Source organism: Pseudomonas sp. xss_2 (genome assembly GCF_043104195.1).
In the GTDB taxonomy this organism is placed as follows: domain Bacteria; phylum Pseudomonadota; class Gammaproteobacteria; order Pseudomonadales; family Pseudomonadaceae; genus Aquipseudomonas; species Aquipseudomonas urmiensis.
In genome coordinates this window covers 1-19,176 of sequence record NZ_JBICKL010000109.1, presented here as the reverse complement: position 1 = coordinate 19,176, position 19,176 = coordinate 1, and the positions used below count along the sequence as shown (strand labels likewise).

Sequence of the window (19,176 nt, the reverse complement as noted above, 5' to 3'; positions counted from 1 at the left end):
GTCAGCCAGGGCCAGCACGTTGTTCTTGAAGCGGTCCGGCTCGATGTCACGTACCAGCGACAGCAGGCCAGCTTGGTGGTCGACCAGCAGTACGGCAGCGTCGTCTTTGTTCAGGCGGTTGTATTTGAAGTGGGCCATGGTCGTGCTCCTAAAGGTGGTTTTGATGTTCAGTGAGTTGGGTGTTTCGCGTTGATGGGGAAAGATTAAAACCAAGACCTTTGGCGCACTAGATAGCGAAATTTGCCTTTAGCGTTCTGTTTTGTGAACGATAGAATTTAGCCCCATAGATACATTTCCTAACCTCGCCCGCGATCTCCCCTTGGGCTTGGCTACATCCAAATCTTCAAGCCGCGTAGGACGTTTCTCTATCTGCCCACACCGGGAAAAATTGCCTCGCCGAGCTGCTAGGTTGCGGACTTTCTGCTTAAGGAAGGCGGGCATCATGAGTCAACGGCTTAACATCTTTGGCAAGGGTCAGGGCCTGGACGGCGACCTCACCAGCACCGGCGCTCGCTGCATCGCCAGCCGCGCGCGGGGGCAGGTTCATGCCATTGCCTGGCTACTCGAAGGGGACAAAACCACGCCCTGTCCTCGGTGCGGCATCGAGGGCACGATCATCCGTGGCGAATCACGTTGGCGGCAGGACGACATTCCCACTGCCGTAGATGGCTCACTGGTGCAGTGCGGCTGTCCTTTAGGCAGCAACTATGTGGTAGCGCCCCTTCATCAGCGGCCCGCACCCAAGAGCGCCGTCGCCACTCAGACCTATGCACCCCCATTCAGCTCTGCGCCGCGCGCCTCTGCTCAACATGCTTTCAACACCTTTGCCCGGGACACCTCCCCCACGCCAGGCCTTGAGCCAGGTTTTCACATTGTTCAGTACAGCCAGTCGTTCGATCAGTTACTGGACCGGCTGGCCATTCACGACAGACTGCTGATCAAGCATCTGCAGCGTCTCAATCCAAACTTTGCGCAGGGTTTCAAAGCCGGCGAGATCTTCGTCATTGGCGACCCCAACAACGGCCATATGTGCACCCGCGAGGAACTGCACCTGATGGAAGCGGCGGACCTGGCGCGCGATAGCCTGGCCAGCTTGAGCGACGGCGAAGCCGATTTCATGATGCGCCATCAGGCCGAGATCGCTGGGTTGTTGAGCGATGTGAGCCTGGCGATGGGAGTAAGCCAAGCGATGATGGCCAAGTCGCTTGAAGAATTGAAAAATACGCTGAACTACATAGAGAAACTTCACCAACAGCAGTTCTCCAAGCACGGCCATCTGCGAAGCCCGGAGTTTTTTGCGGAACGCAAGAAACTCTTCAAGCAGTTGGATGTAAAACTCAGGATGAGTTTTCTCAACAAGACGATGGATTTAGGGAGTCATCACGGATTACGTCGAGATCTTGGTATTTCGAGCAAAAGCCTTGTGCATCACTGGTCCAAAGCAGGTGGACCGAGTCAGATACCAGGGTATACAACGCACCTGGATAAGCTGGCACGTATCTCAAAATACCTTGAGCGCGGAGGTCAAGTCGGAATTGTGATTGGCGCAGGCGCTTCTCTATTAAAGGTGCAGGAGGTCTGCAGAGCCGGGGAAACTGCAGCGTGTCGAAAAATCAGGTTTACGGAAGCTGGCAGTTTTGCTGGAGGGCTAGGAATGGGTGCCTATGCTGGTGCCTTGGCCGGCGATCTAACCACTGTTGCCTGCTTCGGTCTCGGCCCGATCAGCGCTACTGTGTGCGGGATAGTTTTGGTGGGTGCCGGATCTCTGACTGGCGGCTACATAGGCATGTCAGGAGGAGAGTCCATCGGTGAATTTATTTATGAGGTAACCGAGCCATGAGCACATGGCCAACTCATTGGAAACTCGTATTTCTCCTCACCCCGTGGATCTTACTTTATGTGGGTTTAGCAATCACGGCGGGATTAGCCTGGAGCAAAAAGCTAGAGACCATGCTCAATGCTCTACCCAGCAGTGAATGGCTGAAACTTCAGGTGCCGATTTGGCGGTGCTTCGGTCTAAGGGGAAGATACATTCTAACGGCAATGATAGCGGGGTTACTCACCTGGCCGGTAAAACAACTGCATATTCGCAAAGGTAAGTTAAACAATGAGGATGTTGATAACTTTCCCAGAAACCTTAAATTTCAATTATTAACAGGCAAATTCCTTACCTATCTAGGGGGAACGCTTTGCATTATTACAACATGCGTATACAGGATAAGTAAGGAAGGCTAAATATAGCTTTGCCATGCCAAAGTCGCGTGATCATCCCTGTTCCCACAATGGGCTGGGTTAGTACCGCGACAAGGCAGGCATCGACCCCGCACCAGGATCAGTACGATCCCCTATTGCTTGTCCACCCCACCTGCTCTTTACTAGCCACAGCCCTCCCCCGCTCCGAGACCGTCATGCTGGCTTTCATCCAGTCATACCCGCTGTTGCTCGGCACCTGCCTGATCTTCCTCGACCTGCTGCTGTGGCAGTTGATCCCGCTCCAGCGCCAGCCCTGGCGCATCGCTACGCGGCTGGTGATCTTCCTGCTGTTCAGCTGGGTATTGCTGGCCGCCGGCATGAGCCCGCTGCAACCGCCGCCGTGGGCCGATGATGTCTCGCGCAATTTGATGGCGACGGTACTGGCGATTGGCTGGTGGCTGTTCGGTGCGCGCACGGTCACGGTGGTGTTCGGCCTACTGCTGGTGGCGCGCGGCAGTCATGGCGGGCGCTTGCTGCAGGATGTGCTGGGGGCGTTGATCTTCCTGGTGGCGGTGGTGGCAGCAGCGGCCTATGTCATGCAACTGCCGGTCAAGGGCCTGCTGGCGACCTCGGGGGTGATGGCCATCGTTATCGGTCTGGCGTTGCAGAGCACCCTGAGCGATGTGTTTTCCGGGATCGTGCTGAACACCACCCGGCCCTATCAGATCGGCGACTCGATCTCGATCGATGGCACTGAGGGCAAGGTGGTCGATATCGACTGGCGGGCCACGCGCATGATCACCGGCAGCGGCAGCCTGGCGGTGATTCCTAACTCGGTGGCAGCCAAGGCCAAGTTGCTCAATCACAGCCGACCTGCCGACCGCAACGGCGTGTCGATCAGTGTGGTGGTGCCGGCCAAAGTCCGCCCCAAGCGGGTCTTCGACGCCTTGGAAAAGGCCCTGCAAGGGACGTCGGCGCTATTGGACAACCCCGCCCCCAAGGTCACGGTGAAAGCCTCGACGCTTGAGTCAGTGGAATACGAAGCCAGCGGGTTCATCGCCGATATGGCGCGCAAGACCGAAGTGCGCAACCAGCTGTTCGACCTCGCTCACCGTCATCTGGAAGCCACTGGGGTGATGTGGAACGTCGACCTGGCCGTGGCGCCGCGCAGTCGTCAGCGCGAGTTGCTCGACGAGGTGCGGGTCTTCCGCTCGTTGAGCAGTGAGGAGCGCGATGCGCTGAGCCAGCGCATGACGGCCATGGAGTACCTGGCCGATCAGGTGATCCTGGGCGTGGGTGAGCGTTCCGAGCATGTGTTGGTGATTGGCAGCGGCGTGGTCTCGGCCTCGGTGCGCGATGGCGAACGGCTGATCGAGGCTGGGCGCATGGGGCCAGGTGAGGTGCTGGCGATCGAAGGGTTGGTCGATGACGAAGACTCAGCGGTGGAGTTCCGCACGCTGACCGGTTGCGTGCTGTACCGCATCGACAAGGAGCAGGTCCGCAGTTGCCTGGTCGAGCGCGGCGAGGTGCAGTCGGCGCTGACCAAACTGCAGCGCTTCCGTCGACAGAGTCGAGAGTCACTGTTGATGCAGAAACCTGCGGTGGTGAAAAAAGGCGGCTTCCTGAGTTGGCTGCACAAGTGACTGTGCCAACGGGTTATCAGGCGTGGGAGCGGGCTTGCCCCGCGATAGCGGCAGGGATTGCCCAGATGGCGCCTGTTCCGCCGCCATCGCGGGGCAAGCCCGCTCCCACGAGCTGCTCCCACGAGCTGCCTCCACGACCCACTACTGGGACGCAACAGACCTTGCCTTAGAGCACCACCCGCAGGCACTGCCCCGCGTGGTACAGCGAGAAGCCCGACTCGTAGAAAGCCGTGCGCAACGACGGCGCGCTGACCGCCTTCATGGGCGAGAACGGCACCGGCAAACTGTCCGGGTCGTCTTTGAGCAGAAACTCGGCAAACGCCCGTCCGATCACCGTTCCGGTGGTGTTGCCACGGCCGTTGTAGCCCGTCACCGCCACCAGCCCTGGGGCCGGTTCGAACAGGCGCATCAGGTGGTCCGGGGTGAAGTCGATGCAGCCCGTCCAGTGCATCTCCCACTCGACCTTGCCCAGCTCCGGGTAGTAATGGCTCTGGATGCGATCGGCCCAACTGCGCACGAACCAGGCTGGCTTGTTATCGACCCGGCCGAGGCTGCCAAGCAGCAGCCGGCCCTGGTCGTCACGACGAATGCTGCTGAGCACAGTGCGGGTGTCCCACGAGCCCTGGCCATGCGGCAGCACCTTGTCGGCAGCCGCACCCTGCAAGGGCGTCGAGGCGACCTGGTAGTAGTAACCACGGAAGAAGTGCTTCTGCAGATTGCTCCAGTCGCCTTCGGTGTAGGCGCCGGTGGAAATTACCACCTTGTCGGCGCGTACCGAGCCGCGCGCGGTCTTCACCCGCCAGCCATCACCCTCGCGCTCCAGGCCTTCGACCGAGGACTGCTGGAACACCTTGCCGCCCAAACGCGCCACGGCGCCAGCCAGGCCTTGGGTGTAGCCCATGGGGTTGATGGTGCCGGCGCGGCGGTCGAGCAGCGCGGCGGAGATCTTGGCGGTACCGCAGTATTCCTGGCATTGCGCGCCGGTCAGCAACTCGACATCGGCGCCACGCCGGGTCCATTGCTGGTGGCGAGCCTCAAGGTCGGCGATGCCGGTGGCGTTGTGCGCCATGTGCAGAGTGCCTTGGTGCTGGGCCTGGCAGTCGATGCCAAGCCGCTCGATCATGGCGAACACTTCGCCAGGCGCATCGCCCAAAGCCTTGTTCAGGCGGCTACCCTGCTTGTGGCCCAAGGTGGCCTCGACGTCATCGGGGCGGATCCAGGTGCCGGCGTTGACCAGGCCGACGTTGCGCCCCGAGCCACCGTGGCCGATCTTCCAGGCCTCAAGCAAGATCACCGACTTGCCCTGTTCGAGCAGATGGATCGCGGCGGACAGGCCTGTGATGCCGCCACCGATCACACAGACATCGGCCTGGTGTTCACCAGCCAGGGCCTGGCTGGCGACGGTAGGCTTGGTGACGAATTCCCACAAACATTCTTGACGCAATTGGGGCATGACCGGCTCCAGCATATTGTTCTTATTGCGGGTCGGGCCGCGTAGGCCCTATCGCGGGTCAAGCCGCGGCGGTGCGCCGCTGCGACTTTTCCCACGAACGGGGGCGATGGCCCCCGCCTACGATCATCAGTCGAACACAATCCCTTGCGCCAGCGGCAGCTCACGCGAGTAGTTGACGGTGTTGGTCTGGCGACGCATGTAGCCTTTCCAGGCATCCGAACCGGATTCACGGCCGCCGCCAGTCTCTTTCTCGCCACCGAATGCGCCGCCAATCTCTGCGCCGCTGGTGCCGATGTTGACGTTGGCGATACCGCAGTCACTGCCCGAGGCACTCTGGAAGCGCTCGGCTTCGCGGATGTCGGTGGTGAAGATGCACGAAGACAAGCCTTGTGGCACTTCGTTGTTCAGGCGCAGCGCCTCTTCGAAATCGTCATAGGCCAGCACGTAGAGGATCGGCGCGAAGGTTTCGTGACGCACCACGTCGCTCTGCCCTGGCATCTCGGCGATGGCCGGCGAGACGTAGTAGGCATTGGGGTACTCGGAGGCCAGCTGACGCTCACCGCCAAACACCTGGCCGCCCTCGTCGCGGGCCTTGGCCAGCGCTCCTTGCATGGCATCGAACGACTGCTTGTCGATCAGCGGGCCCACCAGGTTGTTCTCGCGTGGATCACCGATGCGCACTTTGCCGTAGGCGGCTTTGACGCGGGCCACCACTTCGTCCTTGATCGAGCGATGGACGATCAGCCGGCGCAGGGTGGTGCAGCGCTGGCCGGCAGTGCCGACAGCGGAGAACAGGATGCCGCGCACGGCCAGGTCCAGATCGGCGCTCGGCGCGAGGATCATCGCGTTGTTGCCACCGAGCTCAAGAATGCTGCGGCCAAAACGTGCTGCTACACGCGGGCCGACTTCACGGCCCATGCGGGTGCTGCCGGTGGCGCTGACCAGCGGGACACGCACGTCATCGACCAGTGCTTCGCCGGCTTCGCGGCCGCCGATGACCAGCTGGGCCAAACCTTCAGGGGCATCGCCAAAGGCTTTCAGGGCTTTGTCGAACAGCGCCTGGCACGCCAATGCGGTCAGCGGGGTCTTCTCCGAAGGTTTCCACACCACGGCGTTACCGGCGACCAGCGCCAGCGCGGTGTTCCATGCCCAAACCGCGACCGGGAAGTTGAAGGCGCTGATCACGCCGACCACGCCCAGCGGATGCCAGGATTCACGCATGTGGTGGCCAGGGCGCTCGGAGGCGATGGTCAAGCCGTACAGCTGGCGCGACAGGCCTACGGCGAAGTCGCAGATGTCGATCATTTCCTGTACTTCACCCAGGCCTTCCTGAGTGATCTTGCCGGCTTCGACCGAGACCAGCTCACCGAGGTCGGCCTTGTGTTCGCGCAGCACTTCACCGAACAGACGCACCAACTCACCGCGACGCGGGGCCGGCACACTGCGCCAGGCTTCAAAGGCAGCATGGGCCTGGTCGATGCGCGCAGTGGTCTCGGCCTTGCCGAGCAGCTTCACCGTAGCGATCTGGCTACCATCGATCGGGGTGTGAACAGGGTAGTCGCCCTGGGTGTAAGCCTGGGCAGCGACGCCTAGACGCTCGAGCAATGCAGCAACCATTGTGCTTCTCCTACATCGGGTGAAGGGTGGTAAAGGTGATGTGGATCAGTATTAATCCGATCACAGCGGTGCAACAAACGACCTTTATTCCGCATATCATTCCCTCAGCTCATGATCCCTTGCCATAGAGACTGCCATGTCCAAACGTCTGGTGCCGTCGATGACGGCCCTGCAGTGCTTCGAAGCCGCAGCCCGTCACTTAAGCTTCACCCGCGCCGCAGAAGAACTGCACCTGACCCAGAGCGCGGTCAGCAAGCAAGTCGCGCAGCTCGAAGAGATGCTGCGCAATCACCTGTTCCTGCGTATTCGTCGGCGCCTGCAACTGACGCCGGCCGGCAGCCTGTACCTGGCCGAGGTGAACAAGATCCTCAACCAGGTCGACATGTCCAGCCGCTACATACTGACCTATGGCGAGCAGACCGAGATATTGAAGGTAGCCACTCAGCCGAGTTTTGGCGTGCGCTGGTTGATTCCGCACCTCAAAGGTTTCGGTAAACGCCACCCGAACATCCACCTGGATATCCGCAACGAGATGGAGCCGTTCTCGCTGCTGCAAGGCTCTGCCGATGTGGTGTTCTTCTTTGGCCAGGGCACCTGGCCGGGGGCAACGTGCGTGGAGCTGTTCCGTGAAGTGGTGGTGCCGGTGTGCGCGCCAGAGCTGCTACAGGGGCGCGAGTTGACCGATGCGGCGCAGGTGGCGGAGTTGGTGCTGATGCAGAGTGCGTCGCGGCCAGAAGCATGGCATGAGTGGTTCCTGGAACAGGGGCTGCATACCGATAACAGCTATCACGGGCCGCGCTTCGATACGTTCTATATGGCCTTGAGTGCTGCGCAGGCAGGCTGTGGGGTGGCGTTAGTGCCGCGCTATCTGGTGGAAAAGGAGCTGGGCGATGGCAGCCTGGTGATTGCCTGGAATCATGCGATGCGTAGCCATGGCGCGCATTACCTGGCGTTTGCCGAGCACGCGGCAGAGGTGCCGAAAGTCAGGGCGCTTGTGGAATGGACCCGAGAGCAATTAACGGGTTGAACGGATGTGGGCAGCCATATTGCGATCGCGGGGCAAGCCCTACGCTTTATCACGTGGGAGCGGGCTTGCCCCGCGATAGGCCCTCAAGGTCAATCAAAAAGGGAATGACACCTCTACTTTTTTTCGCTTGTGGCCCATGTGCATTCCCCGCTTTCATGTAACGGTCCCATTCACCATCAGGAAGCTTGCGATGCCCGCCCATGATTTCGTCAGCCCAGACAGCATCCGCGCGCAGTTCTCTGCCGCCATGTCGCTCATGTACAAACAGGAAGTGCCCCTCTACGGCACGCTGCTGGAGCTGGTAAGCGAGATCAACCAGCAGGTCATGCAGCAGCAGCCGCAGGTCGCCGAGGCCCTGCGCTGGACCGGTGAAATCGAGCGGCTCGACCAGGAACGCCATGGCGCCATCCGCGTCGGCACCGCTGCCGAGCTGGCGACCATTGCCCGCCTGTTCGCAGTCATGGGCATGCAACCGGTCGGCTACTACGACCTAAGCTCGGCGGGTGTACCGGTGCACTCCACCGCGTTCCGCGCGGTGCACGAGCAGTCGCTGCATGTCAGCCCGTTCCGGGTGTTCACCTCGCTGCTGCGCCTGGAGCTGATCGACAACCCGCAACTGCGCGCCCTGGCCGAGAGCATTTTGGCCAAGCGACAGATCTTCACCCCACGTGCACTGGAGCTGATCGCCCAGTGCGAACGCGATGGTGGCTTGAGTGCAACTGACGCCGAGGCTTTCGTCAGTGAAGCGCTGCACACCTTCCGCTGGCACCAGGACGCAACCGTCACCGCCGAGCAGTACCAGCAACTGCACGACCAGCATCGCCTGATCGCCGACGTGGTGGCGTTCAAAGGCCCGCACATCAACCACCTGACCCCGCGCACCCTGGACATCGATGCGATCCAGGTTGGCATGCCGGCCAAGGGTATTCCGCCCAAGGCGGTGGTCGAAGGCCCGCCCACCCGCCGTCACCCGATCCTGCTGCGCCAGACCAGCTTCAAGGCGCTGCAAGAGAAGGTTGCGTTCAGCGATCAACAGGGTAGCGAGGGCAGCCACACCGCACGTTTCGGCGAGATCGAACAGCGCGGTGCAGCATTGACCCCAAAAGGCCGCCAGCTCTACGACAAGCTGCTCGATGCCACCCGCGCAGCGCTGGGTGGCGTGCCTGCCGAAGCCAATGCCGAACGCTACCGCGCATTGCTGGCGCAGACCTTTGCCGCGTTCCCCGATGACCTGGCGCAGATGCGCGAGCAGGGCTTGGCGTATTTCCGCTATTTCGCCACCGATAAGGGTTTGGCCGCACGCGATCAGGCTGAGCGGCCGAGCGACCTGCAAGGGCTGATCGATGCCGGGCATGTGCATTTCGAGGCGTTGGTGTACGAGGACTTCCTGCCGGTGAGTGCGGCGGGGATTTTCCAGTCCAACCTGGGCGACGATGCGCAGGCGGAGTACGGCAGCAATGCCAACCGCGAGGCCTTCGAAGCGGCGCTGGGGTTGCAGGTGCAGGATGAATTGGCGCTGTATGCGCAGAGTGAACAGCGCTCGTTGCAAGCGTGTGCGCAGGCGTTGAACCTGGGCTCGTTGTAAGCCCAAGGACCGCTATCGCGAGGCAAGCCCGCTCCCACGCAAATTGTGGGAGCGGGCTTGCCCCGCGATAGTGTCAGGTCAATCAACCACCAACCCGAAACCGATCGACTTCCTGGCGCAGCTGCGCCGCCAACCCTTCCAGCTCCCGCGCAGTGGTGGCCAGCTCATTGGCCACATCACGCTGCTCACTGTTGGCCTGGGCGATGCTCTGCAGATTGCGGCTCAGTACGTTCGCCGTACTGCTCTGCTCCTGGGTCGCGGTGCTAATCGCGGCAAACTGCTCGCCCGCGCTGCGGCTCTGTTCATCGATACGCGCCAGGGCGTCAGCCACCTTGTCATTGCGCTCCAGGCCTTCCTGCATCAGGCGGTTGCCCTGCTCCAGGGTGCTGATGGCATGCCCGGTCTGCTGCTGAATGCTGCCAATCATCGCGGAAATTTCATCGGTCGCCGAGCGAGTACGCGCAGCCAGGCCACGCACTTCATCGGCAACTACGGCAAAGCCACGGCCCTGCTCGCCCGCGCGGGCGGCTTCGATGGCGGCGTTGAGCGCGAGCAGGTTGGTCTGTTCGGCGATGGCGGTGATCACACCAACGATGCCGCCAATTTCCTGCGAGCGCGCTCCAAGGGTGTCCATCACCTCGGCAGTGCCACCCAAGGCATCGGCAATCTGGCGCAGCGAGGCCGACGCTTCGTCCATCGCCGAGCGCCCCACCCTGGTGTGCTGGACGTTGTCGCGGGCCATGCGCTCGGTACCGGCCATGTTGTCGGCGATGTTCATCGAGGTAGCGCTGAACTCTTCCACCGCGCCAGCCATGCTGGTGATCTCGCCCGACTGCTGCTCCATGCCCTCACAGGCGCCGGAGGACAATCCGGCCAGCGAACGCGCGCGGCCACTGACTTGCTCGGAAGCGCTGCGGATGTGCTCGACCATGGTCGATAGCGCATCACCCATCTGGTTGAAGCTGCGCGCCAACTGGCCGATCTCGTCATGGCTGCTGACGGCCAGGCGCGCACTCAAGTTACCCGCGCCCAAGGCTTCGGCCTGGCGCACCAGGTCACCCAACGGGCGCAGCTTGCGCCGCAGCAGGAACAACGTCGCGGCCACTGCCAACAGCATGGCCAGCAGGCTGCCGATGGCCAGGCGCAGGCCGACACTCCAGGTGACGTCGCGGATTTCTGCTTCAGGCATGCTCGCCACGACAGTCCATGGGCCTTCGGCAAACGGCATCGCAACGCTGAACACTTGCTCTTTGCCACTGGCCCAGAAGCTGCCGCTGCCCGGCTGCGCCGCCAGTGCCTTCACTGCGTGTGCAGCGCTGTCGGGGTCGCGTACATCGGCCGGCTGGACCAACCATTTACCCTGCTCGTCGAGCAGCGCCAGCGAGCCGGTGTGGCCAATGCGAAAACGCTTGAGATTGGCCAACTGGGCGTTCTGTGCGTCGGTGTAGTCGAAGCCGACGAACAGCACGGCGATCACCCGCCCGCCGCCATCGCGCACCGGCACGTAGCGGGTCATGTAGTTGCGTTCGAACAGCAGCGCCCGGCCGACGTAGGTCTGCCCGGCCATCAGCTTGGCATACGCCGGGTGCTGGCGGTCGAGCTGGGTGCCGATGGCGCGGCTGCCGTCCTGTTTGGTCAGCGAGGTGCTGATGCGAATGAAGTCGTCGCCGCTGCGCACGAACAGCGTCGCGACCCCAGCGGTCATCTGCTGGAATTCGTCGACTTGCCGGAAGTCGTTGTTCAGCAGGTGCTCGCCCAGGTACAGGGCCGGGGTAGCCTGGCCTGCGACGTTGACGGTTTCTCCTGCGTGCAGCGCCAGCCCGGACGCGAAGCGGCGCTCGAACAGGCCGCTCAGGCGCTGGGTGTTGTCCTTGAGCGAACCGTGGAAGGTATCGAGTTGGTCAGCCAGCAGCCGCGCTTCGCTGGCCAGGTGTTCCTGGCGGGTGGCGAGGTTGGCGCTGTCCAGCGAACGCAGGGCGAACAAGGTACTACCGGTGATGACCAACGCCAGAACGATGGCGAGGGCGATACCGAGTTGCGAGGCAATCCGGGCACGGGGTTCAGACATGAGGAAGCTCCTGGCAAGAGGCCGGGATCATCCTGATCACGCTGACCGCCCACTTCGATCTACGGGGAAACGCATCCTCTAGCGGGACGCTGGTGCCACTGAATCGGCGTCGTGGGCGAATACTTGAGTGTCGGACCGGGAGATTCGCAAACGTTTTCGACGCAGTAGGGCCCGCTCCCTCGCGTCTTGTTAGGCGCCCGCCGATAGGATCTGTACATCCGGCAGATCCATAGCCGCTGCCTCTTCCTGCAAAAACCCACTGAGCCGGCGCAAGCGCTCGCCACCCGGTCGGGTCCGTGGCCACACCAGGTAGTAATCCATGCCGCTGGCCACTGCCGTCGGCCACGGCAGGCTTAGCCGCCCCTGCGCCACATCCTCGGCCACCATCAGCAAATCGCCCATGGAGATGCCGTAGCCACGCGCCGCGGCAATCATCCCCAGCTCCAGGGTATCGAACACCTGCCCGCCCTTGAGCGAGACCTTGTCGCTCAGCCCCATGCGCGCCAGCCAGCTGCGCCAGTCGCGTTTGTCCGGGGTTGGGTGGAGCAGCTCGATGCCGGCCAGGCGCCGCTCATCCCACGGCCCCTCCTTGAGCAGCTCTGGCGCGCCGACAGGGATCAGCAGTTCCGAGAACAGCCGGCGCACTTCCCAGTCCGCAGGGAAGACGCCATCACTGAGCAGCACCGCGCAATCGAATGGCTCCTGATTGAAGTCCACATGATCGACATCCATCCAGGCACTGGTCAGTTGCACCTCGTTACCCGGCTGCAGGTGGCGAAAGCGGCTCAGCCGTGCCAGTAACCAGCGCATGGTCAAGGTCGAGGGGGCTTTCATGCGCAGAATGTCATCTTCGCCGCGCAAGGTGTCGCAGGCTCGCTCCAAGGCGGCAAAGCCATCGCGCACCCCCGGCAACAGCACCCGCGCAGCCTCGGTCAGTTGCAGGCTACGGCCGCTGCGCACGAACAAGCGACAGGCGAAGTGCTCCTCAAGGGTACGGATATGCCGGCTGACTGCACTCTGGGTGATCGACAACTCTTCGCCCGCACGGGTGAAAGAGCTGTGCCTGGCTGCGGCCTCGAATGCGCGCAGCGCATACAACGGAGGAAGCTGACGGGACATTTCGCACCTATGATCTGGGGGCATGCAAGTGATCTTGGAAATCATACATGCATGAGTAGAACTCATGCCAACGATCGCATTTATCCTTTTGTGCAAAGTTGACCAAAGCCTCAGAATCCTCGCCCTGCCCCACCTCTAAGGAAAAAGGACCCTACCCATGCATGTCGCGCCCACCACTGAACTCAAGGCTTTGCTGCGCCTGGCCGGGCCGCTGATCGCCTCGCAGTTGGCGCACATGCTGATGGTGCTCACCGACACCCTGATGATGGCCCGCATCAGCCCGCAGGCCCTCGCCGGTGGCGGCCTGGGGGCGGCGAGCTATTCGTTCGTGTCGATTTTCTGCCTGGGGGTGATCGCCGCAGTCGGCACCCTGGTGGCGATTCGCAAGGGCGCAGGCGACATTGCCGGCGCCACGCGCCTGGCCCAAGCCGGTATCTGGCTGGCCTGGGGCCTGGCGTTGGGTGCAGCGCTGGTGCTGTGGAACCTGGGGCCGGTGTTGCTGATGTTTGGCCAGCAGCCGGCCAACGTCGATGCCGCCATGCAGTTTCTCACCCTGCTGCCGCTGGCCCTGCCCAGCTACCTGACGTTCATGGCCCTGCGCGGTTTTACCAGTGCCTTGGGCCGCTCGACCCCGGTGATGGTCATCAGCCTGGTCGGCACGGTGCTCAACTACCTGTTCAACCATGCCTTGATCGAGGGCATGTTCGGCCTGCCCAAGCTCGGTTTGATGGGCATCGGCATGGTGACCGCCCTGGTTTCGCTGGGCATGGCCATCGCCCTGGCCTTGTATATCCGCTGGCACTCGTTCTATGCCGCCTATCCGCTGCGCAAGGGCCTGTCGCGGCCGTCGTTGCCAGCACTGCGCGAGCTGTGGCGCCTGGGCCTGCCGATTGGTGGCACGTACATGGTCGAGGTCGGCTTGTTCGCTTTCGCCGCGTTGTGCATGGGCGTGCTGGGCAGTACCGAGCTGGCCGCGCACCAGATTGCCCTGCAGATCGTGTCTACCGCGTTCATGGTTCCGACCGGTTTGTCCTATGCGGTGACCATGCGTGTGGGGCTGTACTTCGGCGCCGGTAATCTGCTTGCCGCGCGCAGTGCCGGGCGGGTGGGCATCGGCTTTGGCGCACTGCTGATGTTCGGCTTTGCTGCGCTGTTCTGGCTGTTGCCGCAAGAGCTGGTGGGGCTGTTCATCAACCGTGATGATCCAGCGTTTGACGGGATCTTCCAGCTGGCGGTGAGCCTGGTGATGGTGGCGGCCTGGTTTGAATTGTTCGATGGCGTGCAGACCATCGCCATGGGTTCGATTCGCGGGCTGAAAGACGCCAAGACCACGTTCCTGATTGGCCTGTGCTGTTACTGGCTGGTAGGTGCGCCGGCGGCCTGGCTGTTTGCCTTTAACCTGGGCGGCGGGGCGGTAGGGATCTGGTGGGGGCTGGCGTTGGGGCTGGCCTGTGCTTCGGTGGCGCTGACGTTTGGTTTCGAGTGGCGGATGAAGCGGTTGATGCGCAAGGCTGGGATTGGCGGTAAGGCGGCGGTTTCGGCTTGATCTTGAGGCCCTCATCGCGGGGCAAGCCCGCTCCCACGTAATGCTCCTACACGTGAGTGCGGGTTTGCGTGGGAGCGGGCTTGCCCCGCGATGAGGCCCGATCAGACAGCACAGATACCCGCTGCTGGCGTGCCTGTCAGATACTCGATCAACTCTCCCACCGGCAACGGCCTGCTGACCAGGAACCCTTGCACCTGATCGCAACCAAAACCGCGCAGTAACGCCATCTGCTCCTCACTCTCGACCCCTTCGGCCACGACCTCCAGGTTGAGGTTATGCGCCAGGTTGATCATCGCGTGCACCAACTTGCGGTTCTCCTCGCGCATTTCCATGCCACCGACAAAGCTGCGATCGACCTTGAGCAGGGTGATCGGCAAGCTGTTGAGGTGGACGAACGAAGAGAACCCAGTGCCGAAGTCATCCAGCGAGAAGCGCACGCCCAGCCGGCCCAGCGCATCCATGGTCTGGCGCACCAGCTCATTGCGGCGCATCACCGCCGTTTCGGTCAGCTCGAACTCCAACCAGCGCGCATCGACGCCATGCTCGATGATCAGCCGGCTCAGGGTCGCCAGCAGCTGGCTGTCCTGGAACTGGCGGAAGCTCAGGTTGACTGCCATGTGCAGTGGTTGCAGACCGTGCTCACGCAGCGCCTGCATGTCACGCAGGGCACGCGAGATGACCCAGTAACCCAACGGCACGATCAGCCCGCTCTGTTCGGCCAACGGCACGAACTCGCTGGGTGCCAGCAAACCGCGCTCCGGGTGATTCCAGCGCACCAGCGCCTCAAGGCCAACGATACGGCCATCGGCAAGATTCAGTCGCGGCTGGTAATGCAGCTCCAGCTCATCGCGGCGCAAGGCGCGGCGCAGCTCGCCCTCAAGGTCGGCAAGGCTGCGGGCGTTGCGGTTGATCCGCTCGTTGAACACATGGAACGTGCAGCCCTGGCTGCTCTTGGCCTGGCGCATGGCGATGTGCGCGTGCCACATCAGCGGGTCGGCGCCCCCTTGGGCGCGGGCGTGGGCCAGGCCCAGGCTGCAGCCAACCAGCAGGCTTTCTCCATCGATCCAATACGGCTCGGCGAGGGCTTCAACGATGCGTTCGGCGATCCACTCGGCGCGATTGGCATCGCGGCGGGTGTCGATCAACAGGGCAAACTCGTCGCTACCCAGGCGGGCCAGCTGGTCGCCGGCATCCAGCTGATGCTTGAGGCGGGTAACCACTTGCAGGATCAGGCGATCTCCGCCCTGGTGGCCCAAGGCGTCGTTGACGTGGCGGAAGTTGTCCAGATCGAGATGACCGAGGGCCACGCCGCGGCCGTCGTTCTCGGCCAGGCGGGTAGTCAGCAGGGCCTGAAAGCCCTGGCGGTTGGCGATACCGGTCAGTGGGTCTTGCTCGGCCAGGCGCTGCAAGGTGGCCACCAATACGCCCCGTTCACGCACATGGCGCAGCGAGCGGCGTAGGGTGTCGCAGGTCAACTGGGCCTGCACCAACCAGTCGCTGACCCCGGCGGGGGGCGCCTCGGGCTCATGCTCCAGCAACAGGATGGTCGGTAGGTCGCAGCGGCCAGGGCTGGGCAGCAAGGCCGGGGTGGCCAGCACCACAGCCTGGCGGTCGTGGGCAAACAGGCTGTCGACGGCCTCCCAGTTCGGCGCGGTCAACAGTACCGCGCTGCCCGCCAGTGGCTTCAAGCAGTCGCGCAAACAGGCGGCCCATTCCGGCTCATCGGCCAACAGCAGCAAACGCAAGGGTTCGACAGGCGTGGACAAGCTGGCTCCTTAGGGCTTGGTCGGTAGTACGGTGAACGCGAAGTATCCTACCTCATGATTGAAAATGATTTTCACTTTAATACATACCCTTCCATGGCCTGCGGTCCGACGTATTTTGTCGTGCATCCTGCGCGAAAGTTGGCTGAGCGGCAAATCCGATTTGCGTGCTCCTCATCGCGGGACAAGCCCGCACCCAGCGGTATCTCACGGGTGGTGTAAGAGAGGACTTGCCCCGCGATGAGGCCACAAAAGTCTGACTCTGGCGTCAGACGGTCGCGCCATAAGCACCACTTGCCTGTTAGAATGCGCGGCTATTTTCTGGCGACCCCCGGTTTCTAGCATGTCCCGACTCAATCCCCGGCAACAGGAAGCCTGTGACTACGTCGGCGGCCCTCTTTTGGTGCTCGCCGGTGCAGGCTCCGGCAAGACCAGCGTGATCACGCGCAAGATCGCCCACCTGATCCAGAACTGCGGCATCCGCGCCCAGTACATCGTCGCGATGACCTTTACCAACAAGGCCGCGCGCGAGATGAAGGAGCGGGTCGGCACCCTGCTGCGCGCCGGAGAAGGCCGTGGGCTGACGGTGTGCACCTTCCACAACCTGGGCCTGAACATCATCCGCAAGGAGCATCAGCACCTGGGCTATAAGCCGGGGTTCTCGATCTTCGACGAGACCGACATCAAGGCGTTGCTGTCGGACATCATGCAAAAGGAATACTCCGGCGACGACGGCATCGACGAGATCAAGAACATGATCGGTGCCTGGAAAAACGACCTGATCATGCCCGCCGAGGCCCTGGAGAACGCGCGCAACCCGCGTGAGCAGACCGCCGCCATCGTCTACACCCACTACCAGCGCACGCTCAAGGCGTTCAACGCGGTGGACTTCGACGACCTGATCCTGCTGCCGGTCAAGCTGTTCCAGGAAAACCCCGAGGTACTCGAGCGCTGGCAGAACAAGGTGCGCTACCTGCTGGTCGACGAATACCAGGACACCAACGCCAGCCAGTACCTGCTGGTGAAGATGCTGATCGGCATGCGCAACCAGTTCACCGTGGTGGGCGACGATGACCAGTCGATCTATGCCTGGCGTGGCGCCCGTCCAGAAAACCTGATGCTGCTCAAGGACGACTACCCGTCCTTGAAAGTGGTGATGCTCGAGCAGAACTACCGCTCCACCAGCCGCATCCTGCGCTGCGCCAACGTGCTGATCGCCAACAACCCGCATGCGTTCGAGAAACAGCTGTGGAGCGAGATGGGCCACGGCGACGAGATCCGCGTGATCCGCTGCAAGAACGAAGAGGCCGAGGCCGAGCGGGTGGCCATGGAAATTCTCACCTTGCACCTGCGCACCGACCGCCCCTACAGCGACTTCGCCATCCTTTACCGGGGCAACTACCAGGCCAAGCTCATCGAGTTGAAGCTGCAGCACCACCAGGTGCCGTATCGCCTGTCGGGCGGTAACAGCTTCTTCGGCCGCCAGGAGGTCAAGGACCTGATGGCCTACCTGCGCCTGTTGGTCAACCCGGATGACGACAACGCCTACCTGCGGGTAATCAACGTACCACGCCGGGAAATCGGCTCGACCACCCTGGAAAAGCTCGGCAACTACTCCACCGAGCGTGGCGTGTCGATGTACGCCGCCAGCGATGAGATGGGCCTGGGCGAGCACCTCGATGCGCGCTACACCGAGCGCTTGCAGCGTTTCAAGCATTGGCTCGATGGGGTCCGCCAAAAGGTGGCACTGGACGACCCGATCGCCGCGCTGCACGAAATGGTCCGCGACATCGACTACGAGAACTGGATCCGCCAGAACACCGCCAGCGACAAAGCCGCGGATTTTCGTATCAGCAACGTCTGGTTCCTCATCGATGCGCTGAAGAACACCCTCGAGAAAGACGAAGAGGGTGACATGACCATCGAAGACGCCATCGGCAAGCTGGTGCTGCGCGACATGCTCGAGCGCCAGCAGGAAGAAGAAGAGAACGCCGAAGGCGTGCAGATGATGACCTTGCACGCCTCCAAGGGCCTGGAATTTCCCTACGTGTTCATCATGGGCATGGAAGAAGAGATCCTCCCGCACCGCTCCAGCATCGAGGCCGACACCATCGAAGAGGAGCGGCGCCTGGCTTACGTGGGCATCACCCGCGCGCGCCAGACCCTGGCCTTCACCTTCGCCGCCAAGCGCAAGCAATACGGCGAAATCATCGACTGCACGCCCAGCCGGTTCCTCGACGAACTGCCGCCGGACGATCTGTCGTGGGAAGGCCTGGATGATGCGCCGGTGGAAGTCAAAGCCGCGCGTGGCAACAACGCATTGGCCGATATACGGGCCATGCTCAAGCGCTAATCACCTTTAAACTTTGCCACAGCACATCGCCGTGGCCATTTTTGCTACATCGAGGAATACACCAGTGGAAGCACTGCAGCAGAAGATTCGCGAAGAAGGCATCGTGCTTTCCGACCAGGTTCTCAAAGTCGACGCGTTTCTCAACCACCAGATCGACCCTGCGCTGATGCAGCTGATCGGTGACGAATTCGCCCGTCTGTATGCAGACAGCGGCGTGACCAAGATCGTCACCATCGAAGCCTCGGGCATCGCCCCGGCGGTGATGACGGGTCTGAAGCTGGGTGTGCCGGTGATCTTCGCCCGCAAGCACCAGTCGCTGACCCTGACCGAGAACCTGCTGACCGCCTCGGTGTATTCCTTCACCAAGCAGACCGAGAACACCGTGGCGATCTCGCCGCGTCACCTCAACAGCAGCGACCGCGTGCTGGTGATCGACGACTTCCTGGCCAACGGCAAGGCATCGCAAGCGCTGATCTCGATCATCAAGCAGGCGGGCGCTACCGTTGCCGGTCTGGGCATCGTCATCGAGAAGTCGTTCCAGGGTGGGCGTGCCGAGCTCGATAGCCAGGGCTATCGCGTTGAGTCGCTGGCTCGGGTGAAATCGCTGGAAGGCGGCGTGGTTAGCTTCATCGAGTAATTCGACTGCCGCGCAGGCATGGTGGGATCCTCATCGAGTGACTCAACTGGCCTCGCGGGCATCGTGAGTACCTCATCGAGTGACTCGACTGGCCTCGCGGGCCTGGTGGGAGCCTCATCGAGTGACTCGACTGGCCTCGCGGGCCTGGTGGGAGCCTCATCGAGTGACTCGA

Annotated in this window: 12 protein-coding genes and 2 pseudogenes; 7 read left to right on the top strand and 7 right to left on the bottom strand. The window is 62.2% G+C overall.

The genetic code is table 11. The annotated features are described in order from the left end of the window. Positions 1-138: pseudogene (locus ACF8K2_RS24950) on the bottom strand (hydrolase); the annotation flags it as partial. Between the two features lie 304 nt (positions 139-442). On the opposite strand from ACF8K2_RS24950, the gene ACF8K2_RS24945 reads away from it, so the two are divergent. Beyond that, on the top strand, positions 443-1,840 hold the full coding sequence (locus ACF8K2_RS24945; protein WP_392468430.1) for a PAAR domain-containing protein: 1,398 nt from the start codon (positions 443-445) through the stop codon (positions 1,838-1,840). Positions 1,841-2,408: 568 nt separating this feature from the next. Further along, entirely contained in the window at positions 2,409-3,836 is a 1,428-nt protein-coding gene (locus ACF8K2_RS24940; protein WP_392468428.1) for a mechanosensitive ion channel domain-containing protein, read from the top strand. Between the two features lie 166 nt (positions 3,837-4,002). Here ACF8K2_RS24940 and ACF8K2_RS24935 read toward each other — a convergent pair whose 3' ends face one another. Both ACF8K2_RS24935 and ACF8K2_RS24930 read right to left on the bottom strand, forming a co-directional pair. Next, positions 4,003-5,289, bottom strand: coding sequence for an NAD(P)/FAD-dependent oxidoreductase (locus tag ACF8K2_RS24935; RefSeq protein WP_392468426.1), 1,287 nt, complete (start codon positions 5,287-5,289; stop codon positions 4,003-4,005). Positions 5,290-5,415: 126 nt separating this feature from the next. Further along, positions 5,416-6,906: an aldehyde dehydrogenase family protein gene (locus tag ACF8K2_RS24930; RefSeq protein ID WP_186552993.1), complete on the bottom strand. Its 1,491-nt coding sequence runs from the start codon at positions 6,904-6,906 to the stop codon at positions 5,416-5,418. A gap of 136 nt (positions 6,907-7,042) precedes the next feature. On the opposite strand from ACF8K2_RS24930, the gene ACF8K2_RS24925 reads away from it, so the two are divergent. Both ACF8K2_RS24925 and ACF8K2_RS24920 read left to right on the top strand, forming a co-directional pair. Beyond that, positions 7,043-7,933: a LysR family transcriptional regulator gene (locus tag ACF8K2_RS24925; RefSeq protein WP_392468424.1), complete on the top strand. Its 891-nt coding sequence runs from the start codon at positions 7,043-7,045 to the stop codon at positions 7,931-7,933. Between the two features lie 190 nt (positions 7,934-8,123). Next, positions 8,124-9,518 (top strand): VOC family protein, encoded by a 1,395-nt coding sequence (locus ACF8K2_RS24920; RefSeq protein ID WP_392468422.1) that lies wholly within the window; start codon positions 8,124-8,126, stop codon positions 9,516-9,518. An 82-nt stretch (positions 9,519-9,600) separates the two neighbouring features. Here ACF8K2_RS24920 and ACF8K2_RS24915 read toward each other — a convergent pair whose 3' ends face one another. The 3 genes and pseudogenes from ACF8K2_RS24915 to ACF8K2_RS24905 form a co-directional block, all read right to left on the bottom strand. After that, on the bottom strand, positions 9,601-10,332 hold the full coding sequence (locus tag ACF8K2_RS24915) for a methyl-accepting chemotaxis protein (protein WP_392468432.1): 732 nt from the start codon (positions 10,330-10,332) through the stop codon (positions 9,601-9,603). A gap of 132 nt (positions 10,333-10,464) precedes the next feature. Next, positions 10,465-11,586, bottom strand: a pseudogene (locus ACF8K2_RS24910) (Cache 3/Cache 2 fusion domain-containing protein); the annotation flags it as partial. Between the two features lie 189 nt (positions 11,587-11,775). Then, complete coding sequence (locus tag ACF8K2_RS24905; protein ID WP_186552997.1) at positions 11,776-12,705, bottom strand: LysR substrate-binding domain-containing protein; 930 nt, start codon at positions 12,703-12,705, stop codon at positions 11,776-11,778. A gap of 157 nt (positions 12,706-12,862) precedes the next feature. Between ACF8K2_RS24905 and ACF8K2_RS24900 the strand changes: the two genes are divergently transcribed. After that, positions 12,863-14,251: a NorM family multidrug efflux MATE transporter gene (locus ACF8K2_RS24900; protein ID WP_392468419.1), complete on the top strand. Its 1,389-nt coding sequence runs from the start codon at positions 12,863-12,865 to the stop codon at positions 14,249-14,251. A 101-nt stretch (positions 14,252-14,352) separates the two neighbouring features. Here ACF8K2_RS24900 and ACF8K2_RS24895 read toward each other — a convergent pair whose 3' ends face one another. Continuing rightward, positions 14,353-16,017, bottom strand: coding sequence for a putative bifunctional diguanylate cyclase/phosphodiesterase (locus ACF8K2_RS24895; protein ID WP_392468417.1), 1,665 nt, complete (start codon positions 16,015-16,017; stop codon positions 14,353-14,355). Between the two features lie 340 nt (positions 16,018-16,357). Here ACF8K2_RS24895 and rep point away from each other — a divergent pair, with 340 nt between their 5' ends. After that, positions 16,358-18,367: a DNA helicase Rep gene (gene rep / locus ACF8K2_RS24890; protein WP_186553000.1), complete on the top strand. Its 2,010-nt coding sequence runs from the start codon at positions 16,358-16,360 to the stop codon at positions 18,365-18,367. Between the two features lie 64 nt (positions 18,368-18,431). Beyond that, positions 18,432-19,004, top strand: a complete 573-nt coding sequence (locus ACF8K2_RS24885; protein ID WP_186553001.1) for a xanthine phosphoribosyltransferase — start codon at positions 18,432-18,434, stop codon at positions 19,002-19,004. Positions 19,005-19,176: the final 172 nt, after the last annotated feature.